Origin of the sequence: Maribellus sp. CM-23 (assembly GCF_021354595.1) — a bacterium.
Lineage (GTDB): Bacteria > Bacteroidota > Bacteroidia > Bacteroidales > Prolixibacteraceae > Draconibacterium.
On sequence record NZ_JADWYJ010000006.1, the window covers coordinates 244,122 to 263,066 of the forward strand.

The following is an 18,945-nucleotide window of genomic DNA, read 5'->3' on the forward strand; positions in this document are numbered from 1 at the left end:
GATGATCTTTCTGATATCTTCGTCGGGCTATGTTTTATATAGCAGTACCTGCTTGTGTTCGGGCGAGAAGTACACCAGTGTTTTTGTTCGGCCCGATACCTGCGAGACCGAGTTTCACAGCCATCACAACCACGATGCTGATGGAAATGAACAGGTTTGTACCGTAGGAGAATGCCACGAATGTAACACCTGTCACGGGCACCACAGCGAATGTGGATGTGAGTCGCCCGAGATTTACTTCTTTAAATTAAAGGACAATGCGATTAACGAGGGAGTGAAATTTCTTGCTTCCACGCCGCAGCCCCTTCAAATAGGTACGGTGGAAGTGCCGGAAACTTTGCTTCCGGATACAGAAGCGTTTGAGAACGAATCTGAAGTTCACATTCCGCCACCCAGGCTTGAGTCTTCACTCGAGTTTCTGATCAGCATTCAGCAGCTAAAAATCCCTTCGCTGACTTAAGATTTTTTTTGATGCCCGGCATTTTAGCGGGCAATAAGTGTATTAACCAATGTTAAACAGTTGGAATACGGACGTTTGTATCCTATTCCGGTTGTAATATCTTAAGCAATGAAGCAATATTTATTATTTATTTTAATGATACTACCCGCCCTTTCTTTTGCCGACGAAATAAAAGGAATTGTATTCGCAAAGGAGGGAAACGGAAAACAACCACTTCCCGGGGTAAATATTTACTGGGAAGGAAGCACACAGGGAACCACTTCGGTAGCTGACGGAAGTTTCAGCATCGGTCAGAAAAACGACCAGCACATGTTGGTATTTAGTTTTGTTGGCTACGAAAAGCAGGTGGTTCATGTTCATGAAATGGGAGCACTGGAAGTGGTGCTTGAGCCCAACCTGGAGATTGAAGAAGTAAAAGTGGTGAAAAAGAACCGCGGAACCTATTTATCTACGATCAACCCGATACAGGTAGAAAACATCAGCAGTGCGGAACTGCACAAGGCGGCTTGTTGCAACCTGGCCGAGAGTTTTGAAACCAACCCTTCGGTAGACCTGAGCTACAGCGATGCTGTTACCGGCGCCAAACAGATCAGGCTGCTGGGGCTCGACGGAACTTATTCGCTGATGCAGATTGAAAACATGCCCAACCTGCGTGGACTGGCTACGGCTTCGGGATTGACCTACATTCCCGGACCGTGGATGGAATCGATCCAGGTGTCGAAAGGCGCTGCTTCGGTGGTTAACGGCTACGATGCCATTGCCGGGCAGATCAACGCCGAGCTCAAAAAGCCCGATTCGGATGAAAAGCTGTTTCTGAACCTGTACGGAAACATCGATGGCCGGCTCGAATACAACGGAAACGGGAATATTCGTCTGAAAGGCGATACATTGACAACGGGAATTTTTGTGCACGGGCACGATCTTTCGAAACGCAACGACCATAATCACGACGGTTTTCTGGACGAGCCGATGTCGAAGATGTTCCAGGTAGCAAACCGGTGGAAGTACAATAATCAGAATGGATTCATGGCCCAGGCCTATGTTAATTTCCTGACCGAAGAACGTTTGGGTGGGCAGAAGGATGTTGACTGGAACATGCAGCCTTCGGTGAATAACCCTTTCGGGGTGAACATCAAAAACGACCGGATAGATGCTTTTTTCAAATCGGGTTATACTTTTAACCATGGTAAATCGGCCATCGCCTGGCTGTCGAACTTTTCGCGTCACGAAACCGAATCGTACTATGGGTTAACGCCTTACAATGCCGATGAAACCCGTTTTTATGCCAACGCTGTTCTAACCCATGACCTGGACGCATATGCCCGTCATATTCTGAATGCAGGAGCCAGTTTTGTGTACGACGATTTCAACGAAGCTATTTATGATCAGAACATTGAGCGGACCGAGAAAGTGCCTGGTTTGTTTGCTGAATATACTTTCAAACCCAATCCAAACCTTACGCTGATGGCAGGTTTGCGTACCGATTTTCATAACCTGTTCGGAACTTTTGTGACGCCGCGTATGCACTTCCGTTACCATTTTGCCGATCATTTTACCATTCGTACCAGTGCCGGGAAAGGTTACCGTACGGCCAATGTACTTTCGGAAAATGTTTATTTGCTCTCTTCATCGCGTCCCTTGCAATGGACCGACGATGTGATGCAGGAGGAAGCCTGGAACTACGGTTTTGCCTTTATTCAGAATTACACTTTGCTCGGACGTGAGTTGACACTGAATGCCGAATTTTTCCGCACCAGTTTTGATTCGCAGTTGATTGTTGACCGCGAAACATCTGCCGATTATGTGATGCTGACTCCTTTACAGGGAACTTCGTTTGCCAACAGCCTGCAGTTCGATGTGCGCTGGCAACCCATCGAAAGGCTCGATTTGTTGCTGGCTTACCGAATAAACAACATCAAACAGACCATTGGCGGAGAGTTGGTGGACAAACCGCTTACCAACGATTACAAGGGTTTGATCAACCTGAATTACACCACCAACCTGAAAAAGTGGATGTTTGACTACACGGTTCAGTTTAACGGCGGCGGGCGTATTCCGGAATATCCCGGTGAAGTAAGTGCAGGCGGCCTTGCTTTTGATCCGTATATTGTGATGAATACACAGATTACCAAGTATTTCAGAAGCTGGAGTGTTTACTTTGGGTCAGAAAACCTGGGTGATTTTAAACAGGCACACCCGATACAGGGGGCTGACGATCCGTTTGGGCCCAATTTTGACGCCACCAAAGTTTGGGGACCGGTAATGGGGCGAAAAGTGTACCTCGGATTACGATTTAATTTGAATTATGAATAATCAGCTACGGGACGTGAACTGTGAGCCAGGAGCGATCAGGCCAACAGACTCAATACTCGTAGTTGGAAACTAAAAAACTAAAAAAATGAAAAAACTATTGATCCTTACCATCGTGTTGCTGGCAGGCTTTGCCACCCAACCGCTTTACGCGCAAAAAAAGGGAAACAAAGTTGTTTGCTTTAAAAGCAACATGGACTGTTCTGATTGCGAAAAAACGCTTACTGAGTACCTGAAATTTGAGAAAGGGGTGAAAGATCTGAAGGTTGATCACGTTTCGAATACCATTATGGTAGAGTACAAAGAAGGTAAAAGCAGTGACGAAAGCATGGCCAAAGCTGTGGAGAAAAAGGGCTACAAAGCCGAAAAGATTAGCCAGGAGGAATATCAAAAAATAGTGGCCCACGCAAAGGAAGCCGGCCATGATCATAACCACGAACAACATCAGGAACCGGAATAGCAGGGAAGAGATGTTGGTAATAAGAAGGATTTCATCAGTTTAAAGATGAAATCCTTTTTTTTGTTTTTAATCAGGAGTTTGAACTCCCGAATTGGTTTTATGTTTATTTTTATTCCGATGCCAATCATGACTAAACCGACTACAATGAAACTATCACCGGCAATAAATAAGCTTTGTTTTTCAATCACCTGGGCACTGTTGGGCATTTTATTGGTAACAGCCGTAAACGCACAGGAAGAGCCTCCGTTTAATATGAATAAAGCTGAAAGGGAACAATGGTTTACAGACCTGGGATTCGGCATGTTTATTCATTGGAGCATGGATGTGCAATTGGGGATGGTCATCAGTCACAGTATGGTGGGGGCCTCGGAAGAATATCTTGACAGGTACATCAACGAACTTCCAAAGACCTTTAATCCCGTAAATTTTGATGCAAAACAATGGGTAAATATTGCCAAACTTGCCGGAATGAAATACCTGGTTTTTACCACCAAACACCACAACGGTTATTGTATGTTCAATACCAAAACAACCGATTTTGGAATCATGAACAGCCCTTACGCAAAGGACATCACAAAGATGTTAGTTGATGCTTGTCGTGAAGCAGGTATTGCAGTAGGTCTGTACTTTTCGCCTGACGATTTTTATTTTCTTCATCAACAGGGAACTCTGATATCGAGGGTGCGAAAGGAAGCACTGGCCAGCAGTAATCCGGAGCTAAATGCGTATGTAAAAGAGCAAATGAGGGAGTTGATGACTCAATATGGAAAAATTGATATTGTGTTTTTGGACGGTATGGAACAGTTTGCAAAAACAGAACTGGCAAAAGTATGTTGGGAGATTAACTCCGATGTTGTTGTCACCCGGGGAGCTATCAATACCCCTGAACAGGAAACGCCTGAAAGCCCCATTCCTTCTCCTTGGGAAGCATGTTACACGCTCGGAGATCAATGGCAATACCGGCCCACAAATGAAAATTACAAAACAGCCAAAGATGCGATTCTTAAACTAATTGAGATAAGGTCAAAAGGAGGTAATTTACTATTGAACTTTGGCCCCGATGCGTTGGGGAATTTTCCACCGGAACAACTGGGTATTTTGAATGAAATTTCGTTGTGGATGTTTATTAACCAGGAAGCCTTGGAGCAAACCATACCTCACCGAATTATTAAGGAAGATAATATTTGGTTTCTAACATCGAAAGACAGGAAAACAGCTTATCTTTTTATAAACGAGGAGGAGTGGAAACATGGTGAACGAAAAGTATTTTCCATTCATGCGTTGAAAGCAACGGATAAAAGCCAGATAGCAGTGTTGGGGCACAACGGAGTGGTTTTGGAATACAACAAAAACGCGAATCCGGCACCTGAGATCAAACAGACTAGCAATGGTATGGAGATCTCGGTTACACGATCTCAAAGAATCTACAACGACCGTAAATGGAATAATCCTGTGGTAGTAAAGATTACCGAAGTTGATGTAAGTGAATAAATACCAGTGCAGACGTATTAACGAAAATTAAAATGTAAATAATATGACCAATAAACCAATCGTAAGCCTTGTTATCCTTTCGGTAATTTTGTTTTTCGTACAAAGCCTGATTGCCCGGGAAGACTATAAAAAACCAAACAAGACGTTAATCAAACAAATAACATCTACTGACGGATTTGTTGCCTTGTGGAAATTCAATGAAAAGCCCGGAGAAAACCGAAAAGCAGTGGGGAAGGGGAATTTTTCTTTGACCGAAGGAAACGGGCTGGTTGAACGGATCGCCGAAGGTCCTGTTTCCGGGTATTCGATTCAACTTAGCGGCGATAATTTCATGAGTCTTTCAAACGACAAAACTGCCGAGTTAAATATTTATGGGGAAAGTCAGGGGGTAACGGTAGTGGCATGGGTAAAATGGACCGGCGAGCAAACCGGTTTTGTAGGCGGCATGTGGAACGAATACGAGGATGGCGGAAAACGACAATACGGATTGTTTGTGTCGTTGCCTTATTACAACGGGGCCAACCAAGTCTGTGGTCATATCTCGCAAACGGGTAAACCGACGCCTCCTTTTCCGTATTCCATCGATTATTCGGCCAGCCAACAAACCGTTCCGACGAACGAATGGTGTATGGTTGCACTTACCTATGATGGCGAATACATCAAATCGTTTCTGAACGGAAGATTTGAAGTACGCGAACCTGAACTGATCGATCATACCAAAGGATTTGAAGGTTATCCCGACGGTCTGATTCAAAACAAAAACCCTTACTACTTTCCGGATGGAATGGGGAACAACGGCTCTGATTTTACCGTAGGTGCGGTATTGCTAAAAAAAGGTATGGGAAATTTTTTCAAAGGACAAATTGGGGGGCTGGCAGTGTTCGATCGTGCTTTGGATGAAGATGAAATTGCAGCCTTCGCCCAATAAAACAAGACGTATTCAGAGTAATATCAAGATTCAGCGTATTCTTTAAAATTCTATATAACAATGATGGATTCTGAATCTATTGGGCGTTGTCACTGTCAGGAATGTTTGTGATACTTCTTTTGCTGATGACATGTCACTGTGGCAATACCTTTTGAACGACGTGCCATAGCATTTCTGAAACGTAGCCGTTTAATTAAGCAGAAATTTCAAACAATTTAACAAAACAATCAGCCAATAAGCGCGTTTGTATTTTGGTTAATCTTTTCCTCCGGGAATAAAACGAAAGCACTTTGCATTTAATTAATTGATAATGGGCCCGAAGACAACTGCCTGCAGGTAGGCAAAGAAGAAAAATATTTACATCTTCGGGTTTCAAACTTCAAGCTAAAAAATAAAATAGGATGATACATACAGGATCTTGTCTTTGTGGTGAGGTAGTTTTTGAAGTAGACGGCGATTTTGAGGATTTCTTTCTTTGCCATTGCAAGTGGTGTAGAAAAGATACGGGTTCGGCGCACGCCGCGAATTTGTTTTCGTCAACCGCTACCATCAAATGGATTTCGGGCGAGAATAGCGTCAAATCTTTTCAGTACAAATCAACACAACATGTCAAAGCATTTTGTACCAACTGCGGCTCGGCACTGCCCAACACACAAATGGACGGAGCCTTGCTGGTAGTGCCCGCGGGGAGTCTCAATACCGATGTTCCGATACAACCCAAGGGACATATTTTTCTGGCCTACAAAGCCAACTGGGACAAAAACCTGGAGAAAATTCAAGGGTTTGAAAAGCTTCCCGGTTAACAAAAGCATTACTTTTGCAAAGAAGTAACAGACCTTCAACTAAAACATCAACTATGCATGAAATAATTAACCGCGTTCGGGAGCGTTTGCTGCAAAGCACCGACGAAAACACTCAAAAGAACAGTCAGCGCTTTTTCAAGGAAACCATTCGTTTTTACGGCGTTAAAACTGCCGTGGTGCAAAAGATCAGCAAGGAATGCTTTGCCGATATAAAACACCTGCCCAAAGCCGAAATACTTGCCTTTAACGAAACGCTGTGGCAATCGGGAATGATTGAAGAGTCGTTTATTGCCTGTAACTGGACATATGCGCTTCGAAAGCAGTTTCAGCCCGATGATTTTAAGCTGTTCCGGCATTGGGTGGATTCGTACATCAGCAACTGGGCTTCGTGCGATACCTTTTGCAACCATTCGCTGGGCGAGTTCGTGGAAATGTATCCTGATTATGTGCAGGAGCTGAAAGCCTTTACTCAATCCGAAAACCGGTGGATGCGCCGTGCAGCAGCGGTTACCTTTATCATTCCTGCCCGGAAAGGACGGTTTCATTCCGATATTTTCGAAATCGCCGATTTGCTGTTAGTTGATACCGACGACCTGGTTCAGAAAGGTTACGGATGGATGTTAAAAGCAGCCAGCCAGTACGATCAGCAAAGGGTTTTTGAGTATGTGATGCAAAAAAAGGCAGTAATGCCACGAACGGCTTTGCGTTATGCAATCGAGAAAATGCCCAAGGAATTAAGGCAAGAAGCGATGAAGAAATAGCTTTATTGGATAAAGTCATTAATGGTGAGATTACCTTTATGAATAATTTCCTGGAAAACATTGATAAACAAATAGAATCGAATAAGGGAAAGAATATATTTCTCGACCAGCCGGGTCTGCTTCATTTTATTCGTGAAACGGTTGAAGCTATTTCAAAACTCGATCAGCTAAGCCCGGAACAACAGCGTGTTTTGATTGACTATGCAGCTGACAAAGCGCATGAAGAGTTTTGCCGGGTAAATCAGTATTACTCGTTTGGTGCGGAATCGAAAAAGGCTTTACGCGACGTTTATGCCGATTTACTGGCCTCCATTCAGCAAAAGGACCAATCGGTCGACGCCATCTCCGAAAATCATTATAAAAAGCTAAAAAGCTGGTTGCAGGAATACAATGCCTTTGGCGGTAAGTTGTACGAAAATGCCGGGCCTTATATTGAGCCCGTTGCCTGTTCGGAGTACAGCGCTGCTTTGCAGCTTGGAATTTTAGCGATTGACCCCAGATCGTTAATGCAGCCGGTTTTGGATGTGGGATGCGGAAAAGAGGGAAACCTGGTAAAATTTCTGGAGAAACAGGGCATAGAAGTTTTTGGAATCGACCGGTTTTCATTTGAGGCTACGAATTTGTTCACCGGCGACTGGCTGGAGTTTGATTTCGGACGCTCGAAGTGGGGGACAATCATCAGTAACCTGGGATTTTCGAATCATTTTAACCACCATCATTTACGGGAAGACGGTAATTACATCGCTTATGCAAAAGCCTATATGGATATTTTGCATGGCTTAAAACCCGGCGGAAGTTTTTACTATGCTCCCGATTTACCGTTTATTGAAAAGTACCTGGATACAACCCGGTTTACCCTGAAAAAACAGGAGGTGAATCAATACGATTTTAAATCAACCGTAATCAAAAGGTTGGGATAAGATAGTTGATGAAAATGGCAGAAAGTGCAGTGTTAAATGTCGTCGTAAATACAGGTTGTTCCCGATAACAGTTTTTTCATTTTCGATAGGGCAACACCTCTGATTTGTCTGACCCTTTCGGTAGATGTTTGCAGCATTTCAGATATTTCAGTAAGACTGTGTGGTTTGTGATTGTTTAAGCCATAATGCAGAATGATGATTTTAGCTTCTCGTTTGTCCAGTTTTCGTAGTGTACGAACCAAATCGATCCTGGTTGACTCGGCCAGCAGCTCGGTGTCGGGAGAAGGCGTATTGTCGGTTTGTATGAGGTCGTAAAGAGTAAAGTCACTGTCTCCATCGTGCGACAAAGGTTTGTCGAATGAAATGTGGTGAAATTTGATGGCATTGTTTTTAGCCACCAGTTCTTCCTTCACCTCCAGGTAATCGGCTAATTCACGGTTGGTGGGTTCTCGTTCAAACCGCTGTTCCAGAAATGAGGTGGCTTTTTTTATTTTGGAAATGGAAGCCATTCGGTTTAGCGGCAATCTTACAATTCGGGTTTGCTCCGACAGGGCCTGCATAATCGACTGGCGTATCCACCACACAGCATAGGAAATAAATTTAAAACCCCGGGTTTCGTCAAATTTTCCGGCGGCTCTTACCAATCCAACATTTCCCTCGTTGATAAGGTCGACAAAGGATAAGCCCTGGTTCTGGTATTGTTTGGCTACTGAAATTACAAAACGAAGGTTGGCTTCCACCAGTTTTTGCAAGGCTGCCTCGTCGCCTTCCCTGATTCTCCGGGCCAGTTCCACTTCTTCTTCCGGAGAAACAAACGAATGCCTGGCCACTTCTTTAAAATAGATGTTAACAGAGTTCTCGTTTCTATGGGTGATCTGTTGGTTTATTTTTAACTGCCGCATACTTCTTCTGTTTCTGTTGTTATTGTTTTTCTGATCATTTTATACAATGCTGGCTTCAAAAGTTACGATGCAAAAAGTAGTACACCTGGCCGGGTAAAATGCCTCCCAACTGCGGCGAAATTGCGTTTTTTCTGCGGAACCTGTTTGTCATCTCCAGTATGCAAACAAGGCAGAGCAATACGCTCCTTTGATACTAAAACTCTGATCCGGTAATTTGGTTAAGAACCTGCAAGTTACTCAATTTGTTGGGAATACGTACATTTAAAGTGTTTCGAGAGGCATATAATGCCAATACCTGCTTAATTTTTTAAATTAATGCAGGTATTGGCTTATTTCAGGCTATTTTACGTTAATAGCCTCTATTCCTTTATTTCCGGTTTTGGTTTCGAAATTTACCTGCTGACCTTCGGTAAGTCCTCGCATGGGATTCGCTAAACCAGTGCGGTGTACAAATACATCTTTTCCTTCTTCCAATTCGATAAAACCAAAGCCTTTCACTTCGTTATACCATTTTACTTTGCCTGTGCTCATCTTAGAATTCTTTTCTTGGGCGTGCTTCGTTAACCACAAGCTCGCGGTTTTCAAGGGTGGCTCCATTTAATTCGCTGATTGCTTTATTGGCATCCGAAGCATTGTCGATGGTTACAAATCCAAAACCTTTACTCTGTCCGGTGTATCTGTCTGTTATAATTTTTGAATCGCTAACAGTAGCGTACTCCTCAAAAATTTCTTTGAGGTCATTTTCATTTACCTTGAAATCAAGGTTTCCAACATAAATATTCATATAAAAAAACTATTACTGGCATCCATCAGATCGTTTGATTCTGATATTGCCTGATTATTACTTTGTAGCAGGTAGAAATAAGAAATTGAATAGCAGAACTATGTTTTTTTCGTTATAGCCTATGAGCTACTGATCATTTTAATCAATTAGAAAAAAACACATTTATTATTGGGGAATAATAATTCTATTACGATTCTAATCAAGAAGCCTCAAAAGTACGTCTTTTTATTGGGAGTACAAAACCTGCCCGAGAACTGCTGAAACTGGCTGCCAGTAATGGTTGGTACTCGCAAAGCAATTTATTTACAGTATTTTCCGAAGTCAGAAAGAGAGAATAAACGTCATAAAAACCCGGAATCTACATTCAAAAAGGCAGGTAAGATAAAAAGGGTCGTAAGGCGAAAACCGTTCATCCTTTAGTATCAAATTAGCCGGAACAGCAAAGCGTGTTGCTTTCAGACAAAACAGCCTTACCTTTGCGCCATGCAAAAACAGGTTTCGATAAAACAACGCTACAACAATTTTTTGTTGAAACCCGCGAAAGTTCCTTTCTTTTACGGGTGGGTGGTTCTGGTAGTGGCAACCGTGGGTATCCTCGTAAGCGCCCCGGGGCAAACGATGGGGGTTTCCACTTTTACCGATTATTTGCTTGAAAGTATCGGAATCAGCCGCGATCAGCTAAGTACTGCTTATATGTTTGGGACCATTGGCAGTTCGCTTATTTTAACCTACGCCGGAAAAATCTACGACCGCTACGGTGCCCGCTGGGTGGGAATGGGAACCTCCCTCTTATTGGGTGCAGTGCTTGTTTTGCTGAGCCAGTCCGACCGGATAATCCGGCTGCTGGCGCCGACTGCTTCATCCGCTTATGTGGGCGTGGCCATTGCAGTACTCATTTTGTTCTTTTTTATGCTTCGTTTTGCGGGGCAGGGGGTATTGACCATGGTTTCGCGCAATATGCTTATGAAATGGTTCATCGCGCGCCGGGGGCTGGTGAACGGTATTTCCTCCCTGTTTGTGGCGCTGGGGTTTTCGGTGGCACCGCTTACTTTCGATATGCTGATCCAGGGAACTTCGTGGCGAATGGCCTGGCTGTGGATGGCTTTGGCGATCGGCGTTTTCTTTACTGCCTTTGTCTTTGTCTTTTTTCGTGACAACCCCGAAGATCTGGGAATGATCCCCGATGGAGAAAAACACGGCAACCGCGAACACAACGTAACGATAAAGCCCTTTAAACAGTTTACCCTGAAAGAAGCCCGCAAAAATCTCACCTTGTGGCTCTTCGCCTTACCGCTCGCTATTTATGCCCTTTACATTACCGGTTTTACTTTTCACCTGGTTTCGCTTTTTGAAGCGGCCGGAATGGGACGCGACCGCGCACTGGCGGTTTTTATTCCGGCATCGTTTATTTCGGTAACCTTTGCCCTGCTGGGCGGTTGGATAAGTGACCGTATTAAACTGGTTTACCTACTTTACCTGATGTTGTTTGCCGAACTGCTGACCTTGGTTTGCATGGCGCACATGGCCCCCGGTTTTTACTACGTCGGCTTTATTATTGGCAATGGCATTGTCAGCGGAATTTACAACGTGCTGATGGTGGTTACCTGGCCCCGTTACTATGGCCGCGAGCACCTCGGGAAGATCACCGGCTTTGTAATGTCGCTGATTGTTTTCGGAAGTGCGCTGGGGCCCATCCTGTTCAGCCTTTCTTATACCCGCCTCGGAAGCTACAGTTATGGAATTTACAGTATGGTTTTGTTTATTCTGGCGCTAAGTGCGATGAGCTACAAGGCCTGTAATCCTCAGGATAAACTTGAAAATTAGCCGGCTCTTTTTGAAGTTCTTTGCCTTTGGGTTTCGTATATCAGAAGTTCGTGGTTTGCAGCTCGCTACTACCTTCTGCTAAACATTGTGCAAATTGTTTTTGTTGAAACAGTGAGACATCGTCAGCTTGCTGCGAGGAGTTTCATTAAACAATATTCACACGTATGAAGATCGACTTAAACCCACAGGTAGATAAATACCTGGTTGACGGATGTATGCGCTGCCAATACGGAGGGACTCCCCAATGCAAAGTAAACAGCTGGCGGGAAGAGCTGGAGACTTTGCGGCAAATCGTTTTGGAGTGCGGGCTAACCGAAGAGATAAAATGGGGAGTACCGTGTTACACCCTGGAAGGAAAAAATGTGCTGATTGTAAGCGCTTTTAAAGAGTATGCCTCCCTTAGTTTTTTCAAAGGCGTATTGCTAAAAGACCCGCAAAAGATACTGAGTCAGCATGGTGAAAGTTCCCAGTCTGTCCGTTTGGTAAAATTTACGAGTACTGCGGATATCGTCCGGCAACAGGATATTCTGAAAGAGTACGTTCTGGAAGCCATGGAGCTGGAAAAATCGGGCGCAAAAGTGGAATTTAAGAAAAAGCCCGAGCCGATGCCTGCTGAGCTTCTTCAACAGTTCAGCAAGTATCCCGGGCTCGAAAAGGCCTTTTATGCCCTCACTCCCGGGCGGCAGCGGGGATACGTTCTTTACTTTTCGCAACCCAAGAAGGCCGAAACCCGCCTGAGCCGTATAGAAGCCTGTAAAGACAATATTTTTAAAGGGATCGGGATACACGACAAATACAGCAGCAAATCACAATAAGCTGTCCCGTGAGCCCATCCTGAAGAACTGAAGTCTGCATCGCCCGCTCAAAATGGGATCCGTAAATACGTAATTATTAACGCCTGGCAATACTTATAAACTGTAGGTGTAATAATTAATGAGTTTAAAACCGCTAAACCTGTATCATGGCAGGTAGACGAAAATTTTACAGGGTGAAGGCACTTAAAATCCATAGCATTGTTCTGATAATCTTAAGCCTTATCGTAACGCTGCAGGTAATGGCTCATCCAACCGGAAACATGATTCAGGTAGGCGAAAAGGTTCTTTGGTCGTACATCCATCCGGTAGACGATCCCAGCCATCACGCATGCATAATGATCGCAGGGAAAGATTCGGAACCAGAGTTGTTTCTTAAATCAGAGCACCCTGCCAGCGACTATATGCTGTCTCACAAGGGAAAGGAAATTTACATCATCGAAAGACGTTATTTGCAGGCCCGGCAAGAGTTTGAAACAAGAATTTTAAAAACAAAGGTCGGTGGAGAACCAACAGAAATATGGAGTTGGTTCAAAGACGAATGGCGCTTGGGAGAAGGAGGCTTTTTTATGATTTCTGACACTCAAATCGTTTTTGGCAGTTATCCCGAAGTGTACAGCTTAACAAAGGGAGAAAACCCCACAAAGTATTTTGCGTTTAACGATGCTGTAAAAAGGATAAGAGCCACTGAAAACAATCAAATTCTTTTGCTCGGAAACGAGGCTTGCTATTTGGTTCAGCACGACGGGACAATCGTAAAACAATGGGATGATTTGATTGACGAGGCCGTAACGGATGCCCCGCTCAACCGGAACCAGGTGTTTGATGCTGACTTTCACAAGGGAAAACTATTGCTGGCTTACTGGGGGCAAAGGTCGTTTGTAATGATCGATGAATCGGGCAAACGGAAAATCATTTGGCAACAGTCCAAACCGTTTACTCCGCACTGGGTAACGTTTTGGGGCGATGAACTGCTGCTGTTTTCTTCTGAGTTGGTTTTTGACGGAAGCACACCCCGGCCGCATTTGGTGTTATTCAAAGAACCTGACAACAAACAAATAATATGGAGTTTACGATGATCACGATAAGAAATTTACTGTTTATTGTTTCTCTGCTTTGGGTGCAGGCTCTTGAAGCTCAAACCGAAAAAGAAACAAAGGCCGGTTCGTTCAATACGGTGTTGTTTAAAGTTACCTCTCCCGGCAACAAGCATGTTTCTTATCTGTTTGGAACCCACCACGCTTTAGGGAAGCCTTTTTTTGATTCCCTGACGGTTGCCAATGAGGCGCTTCTTTCGTCCCGCTTGCTGATCAAAGAAAACCTGAACATTCCCGGCCGTTTGGCAGAAGACATCATTAACCGGAGAACAATATATACGAAATGGGAACGATACCTCGAAAAGGAGGAGTACAGCTATGCACAGGCTCTTTTTAGTAGGAGCAAGCTCGACTTTGACAAGATGACTCCGGCCGAATTGTATGCCTTTTTAAGCAGACGTTACAAGGAAAAGGTGTGTATCGGGAAAGATTCGACCGCTAATTATGGCACGCTCGATGATTACATTGAATTGCTCGCCCGGGAAAATCAATTGGAGGTGCTCGGACTGGAAACCACCGAAGACCAGGTTTCGCTGATCAACAAAGACGTTGAAGGCATGCCCCGTAAAGTGCATAAAAAGAGGTTGAACAGAATGATTGCCCGAATGAAGGCCGGAAGCCGCGATCTTTGCCCCGAAGTTGAATGGTACCGGAAAATGGATATTGATTTCAGGATGGATCAGCCCTGCCGGAACACTTTGGTCTTAACCGATCGCAATAATGAATGGATGCAGCAAATACAGCAGCACGTAAAAACCGAAAGTTGCTTTATCGCAGTTGGGTTGAGCCATTTAATGTTTCAATGCGGTTTGATCAGCCAGCTACAGGATTTGGGGTATACGGTAACGCCGGTCGACGTAAAATAAAGCGCAGACCGGTAACAAAGTATCCGCCCTAAATTCATCTCCCGGGCTACTTCAATCATCGTTTTTTACTAAATTAGTAGGCGTTTGTAGGTACTTATAAGCACTTACTAAACGATCAGGTCCCATTTAACAAAACAACCAGAAAAATAGAATGCAGAATATGCCCGAAGTAAAGCACATATTTAAAAACCAAATACTATGAAAAGAACTAAACTGCTAATCACTATTTCATTGATATTCACGTGCGGTTATATTTTTGGACAAAATCAAGAAATAGAAAATCTTGTTAAAGAAGGAATTGAATTTCATGACAAAGGAGAATATAAAAAAGCAATAGAAATTTATCAAAAAGCCTTAAAAATTGATCCGAATTCAAGTTTTGTAAATTATGAAATTGCGTTCTCTTATTTCTCTGACAAGGACTACAAAAATGCTGAATTATATAGTAAAAAAGTCATTGACTTAAACGACGACAATCTTTTAGGGGCGTACATTACCTACGGAAATGCGCTTGATATGCAGGGGCAAACCAAAAAGGCAATAAAATATTACGAGAAAGCGATGGAAGATTTTGACTATTACCTGTTGTATTATAATTATGCCATCACATGTTTTAATTCGGGTGAAACAGATAAAGCTTATGACTCAGTTTTAAAGGCAATTAATAATAATTCGTCACATGCCAGTAGCCACTTAATTTTGAGTAAAATAATGGAAAAGAAAGGTTCAAGAATTAAAGCCATGCTTCCGTTGTATTTTTTCTTGCTGCTGGAACCAAATTCAAGTAGGTCGGCAATCGAATATCAAACTCTGAGAAATTATATTGATCATGGAGTTTCACAAACTTCAGAAAAAAACATAGACGTCGTAGTTCCAATGAACAATGATCCTGATTTTGGTGCGGCTGAAATGATGATTAGTTTATCAAAAGCATCAAATAGTTTGGAAGAAAACAAAGGAAAATCAGAGTTTGAATTATTTGCTAAAAATAATGACGGGCTTTTCAAAATTTTGGGAGAATTAAAAAAAGATAACTCAGGATTCTGGTGGGACTTTTATGTTCCCTTCTTTTATGAGATGGCAAATAATGATTTAACAAAACCATATAGCTATTATATATCCTTATCGAAGGGTGAGGAGATAAATAAATGGATTGAGGACAATAAAGCTGAGTTTGAAAAATTTGAAAATTGGTTTAATAACTGATAATAGGTGACGTGGTAAGATTATTATTACAATCAGGTTATTTTGCGCAATGGCTTTCTATAGAGTCAGGTTCACAATTTGCCCAATCTTTTACACCAGCACAAAAAAAGGAGAAGAAATATGATAAAGGAGGATTTACAAAAGCAGATAGAGTTCATTAAGGAAATTGATAAAATAAAATACATCCGGAGAAGGACCAAATTGTTTAACAGCGACCGAAATGAAAATGACGCTGAACATAGCTGGCATTTGGCCCTGATGGCAATGGTTTTAAGCAAATATGCCGACGATGAAATTGATTTGTGTAAAGTGATAAAAATGGTGCTGATACACGATATTGTTGAGATTGATGCCGGAGACACATTTATTTACGATGAAAATAAAAACCACGAGAATACAGCGGAAGAACTAAAATCGGCCAAACGGATTTTTGGGATTTTACCCGAAAAACAAGCTGCGGAATTCATCGAACTATGGACCGAATTTGAAGACGGAATTTCGAACGAAGCAAAGTTTGCCAGATCAATGGACAGGCTTGAACCTTTGTTGCAGAATACGTCCAATAACGGAGGAACGTGGAAAGAATTCGGGGTAAAATATGAAACGGTTTATGAGAAGAAAAAAGCGATCCGAAATGGCTCCAAAGAATTATGGGAGTTCGCAGAAAACCTTCTGAATGATAGCGTAAAAAAGGGGATATTAACGAAATAAATACTGTTTGCAACACGCAGCAGATCAAAACCTGAGAAGAGAAGTTATATGCATAGCCACGTTGAAAATAAACAGGATACTAAAAGCCAGGCGGCTGCAAGTGCCGGCACACAAAAGCAAAATACCGGGGGATCAGGACTTCAGGTTGTGGACCATCGACCCGAAGCAATTGCCCAGCGCCGGCTCAGGGAGATAAGCAACAACACTCCGCAGGCGACGCAGTTAAAGGCTTACCGGCAAGCTGCCAATAACAGTCCGGAAATAAAACAGGCGACTCAAACCGCCGGTGTTATTCAACGGGTGCTTATCAACATAGAAGGATATGAGGGGCCGCAGTTGGACACGGAAGAAGAAGGCATGACTGCTATCAAAAATTACCTCCGGCAATTGATCGATGATCATAATGAAGGGGGCATATTGAGACTCATTGAACAGATTGTACAAGAGGATGAAGCTAAACTCCCTGAGATTACAGCTTACAGAAGAGAATACCAAACGCAGTTAATGGCACCTGTGCCCCAGGCTGTCGATGCAACACATTTATCGGAAGCTTTAGACAGCCCCGTTGGCCAGCGAACAGACCATGCAATTCCGCAGGCGATCCACCGCTTTTGGTCGGGAGGCCCGCTGTCGGAATCGGCCCTGGCAACCTTATTGGAAGCATCCGGAAAAACAGAGGGTACTCCCTGGACCCATACTCTTTGGTATTCACGAAACTTTGAAGAAGGCATTAGAAAACCTTGGGCGCTTTTCGGTCAGGGAGGAACTGACTACAGGGCCGATCAAGCAAAAATTACGAAAAGAGATGCACAAAGAAGACAGCTGGCGGAGCGCGGATATAACATTCGAGCTATCGAAGAACTGGTGGCTGAGGGGCCTTCTACATCCGGAGTAACGGCGGAAGAATTAAACCAAGCTTCAGGAATGGCTGCAAACTCGGTAAATGCCGGTCGTGGCTACGACGATCTAAAATATTTCTCCGACATTGCCCGTTTGATGTACCTGCATGCCGAAGGAGGCCATCACATGGACGTGGATATCGGGTTGGGAGACATGGACATGCACCAGCAGTATTACCACAACGATGCTGGCGGTCAGGTTCCGCTACTGGGGACTTTGGCCCGTGACATGACAATTGAGGGAGGAGGACAGGAAGTGGCTCCCCACCTTGCCAGCTCAAAAAAATACCGGGATAATCCCTATTCGGGCGGTGTGGATGAAGCGCAATACAGAGAAGCCGTAACAGCATTGGCCTCGCGGTCGAAAGCCGGGGCCGGGATGTACAATGCCCTGATTGCATCGCAGCCCGGAACCGTAAATTTACAGGCGGCAATTGATCGGATCATGCGGAGTATGCGAAAAGAAAACCCGGCAGACCGAACTTTGTCTACCGGCATGGGAGCCAATCCTGAACTGCTGGCCGGAGTCCGGGGTGGCGAAGGGTACAACGAACGGCTGGATGTTGGCGCAGCAGCGTCGGTACCGCCGTATCTGCTCCGGCTCGAACATCTGACAGAAGAAAGTCAACGGTGATAGTACCAGATGCCTCAAATTCCAAAATAAAAATGTATTTATAAACAATAAATGCCGCTTGTACAGGCGTTTGTTTAATCCAATACCCAATTAAAAGAAACAATTACTCCATGCAACCAATAAAAATATCAACTGCCCAGTTTGAAAACAAGAGCGGCGATAAAAACTACAATCTATCGGTAATCGAAAACCTGGCGCAAAAGGCAGCGCAGGAAGGATCGGATGTTATCGCCTTTCACGAATGCTCAATTACCGGCTATACTTTTGCCCGGAAGCTTTCGCGCAACCAGATGCTCGACTTGGCCGAGTTGATACCCGAAGGCCCCAGCATTGAAAGATTAACCCAAATTGCCCGGCAGAATAACATCGTGGTCTTGGCCGGACTGTTTGAAAAAGACAAGCAGGAGAATCTGTACAAGGCCTATGTATGTGTAGATTCAAACGGCCTGGTAGCCAAATACCGCAAGTTACATCCGTTTATTAATCCGCATTTAACCGCCGGCGACAGCTATTGCGTGTTTGAAATCAAGGGCTGGAAATGCGGCATACTGATTTGTTACGACAACAACGTCATCGAAAATGTGCGCGCCACCCGGCTTTTGGGGGCCGATGTCATTTTTATGCCTCACGTAACCATGTGTACGCCATCAACCCGGCCGGGCGCCGGTTTTGTAGATCCCAAATTGTGGGAAAACCGTGAGCTCGATCCGACTTCCCTGCGGCTGGAATTCGACGGAATGAAGGGGAGAGGCTGGCTGATGAAGTGGCTCCCGGCACGGGCCTACGACAATGGTATTTATGCTGTATTCTCGAACCCGATTGGTATGGACGACGACCAGCTAAAGAATGGTTGCTCAATGATTGTCGATCCCTTTGGCGATGTAATAGCCGAATGCCGCTCGTTCAACAATGAGTTGGTGACTGCCACTCTTTCGCCCGAAAAACTTCGCCAGGCCGGCGGATACCGTTACATACAGGCGCGAAGGCCGGAGCTGTACAAACACATTATCGGGCAAAACCATGTGCCCGAACAAAAAGTAGTGTGGCTAAACCCTGAAAACACATAAAAACAAAACC

At 44.0% G+C, this 18,945-nt stretch carries 19 protein-coding genes; 16 read left to right on the top strand and 3 right to left on the bottom strand.

Annotated elements, in window-relative coordinates:
• Position 1: 1 nt before the first annotated feature.
• The 8 genes from INQ51_RS19735 (at position 2) to INQ51_RS19770 (ending at position 8,133) form a co-directional block, all read left to right on the top strand.
• Positions 2-460 (top strand): hypothetical protein, encoded by a 459-nt coding sequence (locus INQ51_RS19735; RefSeq protein ID WP_233379702.1) that lies wholly within the window; start codon positions 2-4, stop codon positions 458-460.
• A gap of 108 nt (positions 461-568) precedes the next feature.
• Positions 569-2,773: a TonB-dependent receptor gene (locus INQ51_RS19740; RefSeq protein WP_233379704.1), complete on the top strand. Its 2,205-nt coding sequence runs from the start codon at positions 569-571 to the stop codon at positions 2,771-2,773.
• Positions 2,774-2,858: 85 nt separating this feature from the next.
• Positions 2,859-3,230 (top strand): heavy-metal-associated domain-containing protein, encoded by a 372-nt coding sequence (locus INQ51_RS19745; RefSeq protein WP_233379705.1) that lies wholly within the window; start codon positions 2,859-2,861, stop codon positions 3,228-3,230.
• Between the two features lie 144 nt (positions 3,231-3,374).
• Positions 3,375-4,721 carry an alpha-L-fucosidase gene (locus INQ51_RS19750; protein ID WP_233379707.1) on the top strand — a complete coding sequence of 449 codons (1,347 nt, stop codon included), beginning with the start codon at positions 3,375-3,377 and terminating at the stop codon, positions 4,719-4,721.
• Between the two features lie 43 nt (positions 4,722-4,764).
• A complete protein-coding gene (locus INQ51_RS19755; RefSeq protein WP_233379708.1) occupies positions 4,765-5,649 on the top strand; it encodes a LamG domain-containing protein in 885 nt (294 codons plus the stop codon).
• Positions 5,650-6,050: 401 nt separating this feature from the next.
• A complete protein-coding gene (locus tag INQ51_RS19760; protein ID WP_233379710.1) occupies positions 6,051-6,452 on the top strand; it encodes a GFA family protein in 402 nt (133 codons plus the stop codon).
• A gap of 53 nt (positions 6,453-6,505) precedes the next feature.
• Positions 6,506-7,213, top strand: coding sequence for a DNA alkylation repair protein (locus INQ51_RS19765; protein ID WP_233379712.1), 708 nt, complete (start codon positions 6,506-6,508; stop codon positions 7,211-7,213).
• Between the two features lie 5 nt (positions 7,214-7,218).
• Entirely contained in the window at positions 7,219-8,133 is a 915-nt protein-coding gene (locus INQ51_RS19770; protein ID WP_233379714.1) for a class I SAM-dependent methyltransferase, read from the top strand.
• 32 nt (positions 8,134-8,165) lie between these two features.
• On the opposite strand, the gene INQ51_RS19775 is transcribed toward INQ51_RS19770, so the two are convergent.
• The 3 genes from INQ51_RS19775 to INQ51_RS19785 all read right to left on the bottom strand — a co-directional run bounded on the left by INQ51_RS19775 (position 8,166) and on the right by INQ51_RS19785 (position 9,819).
• On the bottom strand, positions 8,166-9,035 hold the full coding sequence (locus INQ51_RS19775) for an RNA polymerase sigma factor RpoD/SigA (protein ID WP_233379716.1): 870 nt from the start codon (positions 9,033-9,035) through the stop codon (positions 8,166-8,168).
• Between the two features lie 339 nt (positions 9,036-9,374).
• The gene (locus INQ51_RS19780; protein ID WP_233379718.1) at positions 9,375-9,566 is read right to left on the bottom strand and encodes a cold-shock protein; all 192 of its coding nucleotides are present in this window, start codon (positions 9,564-9,566) and stop codon (positions 9,375-9,377) included.
• A 1-nt stretch (position 9,567) separates the two neighbouring features.
• Complete coding sequence (locus INQ51_RS19785; protein ID WP_233379720.1) at positions 9,568-9,819, bottom strand: RNA recognition motif domain-containing protein; 252 nt, start codon at positions 9,817-9,819, stop codon at positions 9,568-9,570.
• A gap of 483 nt (positions 9,820-10,302) precedes the next feature.
• Between INQ51_RS19785 and INQ51_RS19790 the strand changes: the two genes are divergently transcribed.
• From INQ51_RS19790 to INQ51_RS19825, 8 genes are all read left to right on the top strand, one after another.
• Positions 10,303-11,643: an MFS transporter gene (locus INQ51_RS19790; protein ID WP_233379721.1), complete on the top strand. Its 1,341-nt coding sequence runs from the start codon at positions 10,303-10,305 to the stop codon at positions 11,641-11,643.
• 164 nt (positions 11,644-11,807) lie between these two features.
• The gene (locus tag INQ51_RS19795; RefSeq protein WP_233379723.1) at positions 11,808-12,458 is read left to right on the top strand and encodes a YdeI/OmpD-associated family protein; all 651 of its coding nucleotides are present in this window, start codon (positions 11,808-11,810) and stop codon (positions 12,456-12,458) included.
• 146 nt (positions 12,459-12,604) lie between these two features.
• Entirely contained in the window at positions 12,605-13,534 is a 930-nt protein-coding gene (locus INQ51_RS19800) for a hypothetical protein (RefSeq protein WP_233379725.1), read from the top strand.
• Positions 13,531-14,418: a TraB/GumN family protein gene (locus INQ51_RS19805; protein WP_233379726.1), complete on the top strand. Its 888-nt coding sequence runs from the start codon at positions 13,531-13,533 to the stop codon at positions 14,416-14,418. Before INQ51_RS19800 ends, INQ51_RS19805 begins: the two co-directional genes overlap by 4 nt.
• Positions 14,419-14,616: 198 nt before the next feature.
• Entirely contained in the window at positions 14,617-15,624 is a 1,008-nt protein-coding gene (locus tag INQ51_RS19810) for a tetratricopeptide repeat protein (RefSeq protein ID WP_233379728.1), read from the top strand.
• Between the two features lie 120 nt (positions 15,625-15,744).
• A complete protein-coding gene (locus INQ51_RS19815) occupies positions 15,745-16,335 on the top strand; it encodes an HD domain-containing protein (protein WP_233379729.1) in 591 nt (196 codons plus the stop codon).
• Between the two features lie 48 nt (positions 16,336-16,383).
• On the top strand, positions 16,384-17,868 hold the full coding sequence (locus INQ51_RS19820) for a hypothetical protein (protein WP_233379730.1): 1,485 nt from the start codon (positions 16,384-16,386) through the stop codon (positions 17,866-17,868).
• Positions 17,869-17,978: 110 nt separating this feature from the next.
• A complete protein-coding gene (locus INQ51_RS19825; protein WP_233379731.1) occupies positions 17,979-18,935 on the top strand; it encodes a nitrilase family protein in 957 nt (318 codons plus the stop codon).
• Positions 18,936-18,945 lie beyond the last annotated feature (10 nt).

Excerpts from the sequence above, each read along its gene's own strand:
- INQ51_RS19765 (WP_233379712.1), top strand. The coding sequence starts at position 6,506 with ATGCATGAAATAATTAACCGCGTTCGGGAGCGTTTGCTGCAAAGCACC.
- INQ51_RS19775 (WP_233379716.1), bottom strand. The coding sequence starts at position 9,035 with ATGCGGCAGTTAAAAATAAACCAACAGATCACCCATAGAAACGAGAAC.
- INQ51_RS19750 (WP_233379707.1), top strand. The coding sequence starts at position 3,375 with ATGAAACTATCACCGGCAATAAATAAGCTTTGTTTTTCAATCACCTGG.
- INQ51_RS19760 (WP_233379710.1), top strand. The coding sequence starts at position 6,051 with ATGATACATACAGGATCTTGTCTTTGTGGTGAGGTAGTTTTTGAAGTA.
- INQ51_RS19755 (WP_233379708.1), top strand. The coding sequence starts at position 4,765 with ATGACCAATAAACCAATCGTAAGCCTTGTTATCCTTTCGGTAATTTTG.
- INQ51_RS19780 (WP_233379718.1), bottom strand. The coding sequence starts at position 9,566 with ATGAGCACAGGCAAAGTAAAATGGTATAACGAAGTGAAAGGCTTTGGT.
- INQ51_RS19815 (WP_233379729.1), top strand. The coding sequence starts at position 15,745 with ATGATAAAGGAGGATTTACAAAAGCAGATAGAGTTCATTAAGGAAATT.
- INQ51_RS19795 (WP_233379723.1), top strand. The coding sequence starts at position 11,808 with ATGAAGATCGACTTAAACCCACAGGTAGATAAATACCTGGTTGACGGA.
- INQ51_RS19800 (WP_233379725.1), top strand. The coding sequence starts at position 12,605 with ATGGCAGGTAGACGAAAATTTTACAGGGTGAAGGCACTTAAAATCCAT.
- INQ51_RS19735 (WP_233379702.1), top strand. The coding sequence starts at position 2 with ATGATCTTTCTGATATCTTCGTCGGGCTATGTTTTATATAGCAGTACC.
- INQ51_RS19785 (WP_233379720.1), bottom strand. The coding sequence starts at position 9,819 with ATGAATATTTATGTTGGAAACCTTGATTTCAAGGTAAATGAAAATGAC.
- INQ51_RS19820 (WP_233379730.1), top strand. The coding sequence starts at position 16,384 with ATGCATAGCCACGTTGAAAATAAACAGGATACTAAAAGCCAGGCGGCT.
- INQ51_RS19825 (WP_233379731.1), top strand. The coding sequence starts at position 17,979 with ATGCAACCAATAAAAATATCAACTGCCCAGTTTGAAAACAAGAGCGGC.
- INQ51_RS19740 (WP_233379704.1), top strand. The coding sequence starts at position 569 with ATGAAGCAATATTTATTATTTATTTTAATGATACTACCCGCCCTTTCT.
- INQ51_RS19745 (WP_233379705.1), top strand. The coding sequence starts at position 2,859 with ATGAAAAAACTATTGATCCTTACCATCGTGTTGCTGGCAGGCTTTGCC.
- INQ51_RS19790 (WP_233379721.1), top strand. The coding sequence starts at position 10,303 with ATGCAAAAACAGGTTTCGATAAAACAACGCTACAACAATTTTTTGTTG.
- INQ51_RS19805 (WP_233379726.1), top strand. The coding sequence starts at position 13,531 with ATGATCACGATAAGAAATTTACTGTTTATTGTTTCTCTGCTTTGGGTG.
- INQ51_RS19810 (WP_233379728.1), top strand. The coding sequence starts at position 14,617 with ATGAAAAGAACTAAACTGCTAATCACTATTTCATTGATATTCACGTGC.